The organism is Burkholderia sp. E168m23, from assembly GCF_016586125.1.
In the GTDB taxonomy this organism is placed as follows: Bacteria; Pseudomonadota; Gammaproteobacteria; order Burkholderiales; family Burkholderiaceae; genus Burkholderia; species Burkholderia orbicola.
On record NZ_BCPP01000842.1, the window covers coordinates 1 to 3,206 of the forward strand.

Here is a 3,206-nt window from a genome sequence, read left to right on the forward strand (position 1 = left end):
GGGGCGTGCGCGATCTCGAGACCGTGGTCGCGCTCGGGCTCGACCTCGGCCTCGACTGCAGCGAGGTCGTCGAGATGCCGGCGAACAACCTGAGCGTCGTGTTCCGGCGCCTGCCGCACGCGGAGCAATGACACGCAAGCGGGCAGCGCGGCCGGGTTTCCTCTATCCTTTCGCCTGTGCGCGCGGCCCGGCTCGGGTCGCGCCCCGTTTTTTCCGGAGAATTGACTAATGGGCAAACAAGCAATCGGTGTGATCGGGCTCGCGGTGATGGGCCGCAATCTCGCACTCAATATCGAGAGCCGCGGTTACGCGGTGTCGGTGTTCAACCGCAGTCGCGAGAAAACCGACGAACTGATCGCCGAATTCCCCGGCCGCAATCTCGTGCCGACCTATACGCTCGAGGAATTCGTCGCGTCGCTCGAAACGCCGCGCCGGATCCTGATGATGGTGAAGGCCGGGGAAGCGACCGATGCGACGATCGCCTCGCTCAAGCCGCTGCTCGAGAAGGGCGACGTGCTGATCGACGGCGGCAACACGCATTTCACCGACACGATCCGCCGCAACCAGGAACTCGCGCAGTCGGGCCTGCATTTCATCGGCACCGGCGTGTCGGGCGGCGAAGAGGGCGCACTGCGTGGCCCGTCGATCATGCCTGGCGGCCAGCGCGACGCGTACGATCTCGTCGAGCCGATCCTCAAGCAGATCGCCGCGAAGGCGCCGTCGGACGGCGAGCCGTGCGTCGCGTACATGGGTCCGGACGGTGCGGGCCACTACGTGAAGATGGTCCACAACGGCATCGAATACGGCGACATGCAGCTGATCGCCGAGAGCTATTCGGTGCTGAAGGACGTCGCGGGCCTGACCAACGACGAACTCGGCGCGGTGTACACCGAATGGAACCAGGGCGAGCTCGACAGCTACCTGATCGAGATCACGTCGAAGATCTTCGGCAAGAAGGACGAAGAAACCGGCAAGCACCTCGTCGACGTGATCCTCGATCGCGCCGCGCAGAAGGGCACCGGCAAGTGGACGAGCCAGAACGCGCTGGATCTCGGCGTGCCGCTGCCGCTGATCACGGAGTCGGTGTTCGCCCGCGTGCTGTCGTCGCTGAAGACGGAGCGCGTCGCGGCCAGCAAGATCCTGTCGGGCCCGGCCGCCGCGCCGTTCGACGGCGATCGCGCCGCGTTCGTCGAAGCGGTGCGCCGCGCGCTGTACCTGAGCAAGGTGATCTCGTACGCGCAGGGCTTCGCGCAACTGCGCACGGCGTCGGAAGAATACGGCTGGAACCTCGATCTCGGGACGATCGCGAAGATCTTCCGCGCGGGCTGCATCATCCGCGCGCGCTTCCTGCAGAAGATCACCGACGCGTATGCGAAGGATCCGGCGCTCGCGAACCTGCTGCTCGACCCGTACTTCAAGGACATCGCCGCGAACTACCAGACGGCGCTGCGCGATGTGGTGGTGGCCGCGGTGAAGGCCGGCGTGCCGGTCCCGGCGTTCGCATCGGCGGTCGCGTACTTCGACAGCTACCGTTCCGAGCGGCTGCCGGCGAACCTCGTGCAGGCGCAGCGCGACTTCTTCGGCGCGCACACGTTCGAGCGCACCGACAAGCCGGGCAGCTTCCACGCGAACTGGTCGTAACCGGCTGGGCGAGGCGGCATTGTTGCGAAAATCTATTCTTTGAATAGGGTTTTTCTATCCCGGATGCCGACATTGTTGGCTCCGGGGAAACAGTGTTTTCGTTCTTTCATGGTTTTCCCTAGGTGCTGCCGGGACTAAACTCTGTTCCATCGCTGCAGACATGGTGTGTGCGGCGAAGCAAAAAAATCCCGGAGGTAATCATGAAATCGCTGATCGCAACGTTCGCTGCTGCTGCTGTCCTCGCTGTCCCCGCCGTCTCGTTCGCCCAACAGAACGCGCCCGTCACCCGTGCCCAGGTGAAGGCCGAACTGGTCCAGCTGCAACAGGCTGGCTACAAGCTGGGCAGCGACCGGACCAACTACCCGGAAGGCATCCAGGCTGCTGAAGCTCGCGTGAACCCGCAACAGAACGTCGCCGCTGCCGATACGACCGGCTACGGTGCGCAACCGGCCGCCGGCCAGGAATCGGGCGCCCCGGCTGCGGCCAAGACCGGCTGGCAAGTCAAGCGCGTCTCGGACGGCGCACCGGTCTACAAGGGTCGTTAATGGTACGGCCGCGCTGGCGACCGCATCCGACCCCCTGTAGTACGAAGCCCGTTGTTCCGCTATGCGGAACAACGGGCTTTTTCATTGGCGGCGCGCCAAGCGCCGGCGTTCAGTGCAGCGGGCGTCGGCCGCGCCCGATATCGCGGAACAGCGCTTCGGCCGGCTCCAGTACCTGCAGCCACGTTTCGTCGTAACCGCTCAGCGTGTCGAGCGCGTCGCGCAGCCGTTCGATCGCGAGGACCGGCAGCTCGACGCTGTGGCGCGTGGCGCCGGTCAGGTGCGTGACGCTCGCCAGCTGAACGAGCGCGTCGGCCGCTTCGGCGACGTCGGTCGCGAACAACAGGTGCCGGTTGAGCAATTCGACCAGACCGCTGGAACCGGCGAAATCGTCGGCGTCGAGCTGCACGGAGAGAAACGTCGCGTTATTCATTGTCATGCTCCTCGTTGTCGTTGGATCGCGCTGCGCATCACCGAGTATAGGCGGCGATCGAAGCGGACAATATGACGGGGCCGATACGGCAGGCGTGGCGGCCGCGCCCGCGAACTCCCCAAAGCGCCCGCCTGGCACGGCTCGCCGGCGATTGGCGTGCCCAGGCGACGCCGCAAGATTGTTTCCGGCCCGGGCAACTGTCGGGGCCTTGACCGCGACAAATGGTATCTTTGCCGATCGGAACGACGCGAAAAAGGGGCCGGTGAGCTCATTCGCGCCCACGTTCCGCTGTGGAAACTGACGGCCGCGCGAGCGGTCGGATACTGGTTGATCCGGCCGTCGGGCCGGACATCGTGCGTCGCGCGCCGGGGGGCGGTGGGCGGCGCGACGACGCAAATCCGGGAGGACCCTTGAGAGAAACTATTCCCATCCACGACACGCTCACGCGCTGGCTGCCGCAGGCGGCGCTCGTTGCCGCGGCCATCGCGCTGACGGGCTGCACGATGACGCCGTGGACCGACAGCTGGCAACCCGCGCGCCAATCGGCACCCACGTCGGCCGCGACGCCGGGCGTGATTGCCGGCTATTAC

Annotated in this window: 4 protein-coding genes and 1 pseudogene; 4 read left to right on the forward strand and 1 reads right to left on the reverse strand. The window is 65.8% G+C overall.

What is annotated here, in order from left to right; all coding sequences use genetic code 11:
* From JMF90_RS30590 to JMF90_RS30600, 3 genes are all read left to right on the forward strand, one after another.
* Positions 1-131 (forward strand): DUF938 domain-containing protein (locus JMF90_RS30590; protein WP_201325846.1); only part of this gene is annotated, 131 nt, incomplete at its 5' end.
* 97 nt (positions 132-228) lie between these two features.
* A complete protein-coding gene (gene gndA, locus JMF90_RS30595) occupies positions 229-1,641 on the forward strand; it encodes an NADP-dependent phosphogluconate dehydrogenase (protein ID WP_006479382.1) in 1,413 nt (470 codons plus the stop codon).
* A 200-nt stretch (positions 1,642-1,841) separates the two neighbouring features.
* Positions 1,842-2,186, forward strand: a complete 345-nt coding sequence (locus JMF90_RS30600; RefSeq protein ID WP_011548125.1) for a DUF4148 domain-containing protein — start codon at positions 1,842-1,844, stop codon at positions 2,184-2,186.
* Between the two features lie 109 nt (positions 2,187-2,295).
* Here JMF90_RS30600 and JMF90_RS30605 read toward each other — a convergent pair whose 3' ends face one another.
* Positions 2,296-2,616, reverse strand: a complete 321-nt coding sequence (locus tag JMF90_RS30605; RefSeq protein WP_011694691.1) for a hypothetical protein — start codon at positions 2,614-2,616, stop codon at positions 2,296-2,298.
* Positions 2,617-2,966: 350 nt separating this feature from the next.
* Here JMF90_RS30605 and JMF90_RS30610 point away from each other — a divergent pair.
* Positions 2,967-3,206, forward strand: a pseudogene (locus JMF90_RS30610) (lysM domain protein); the annotation flags it as partial.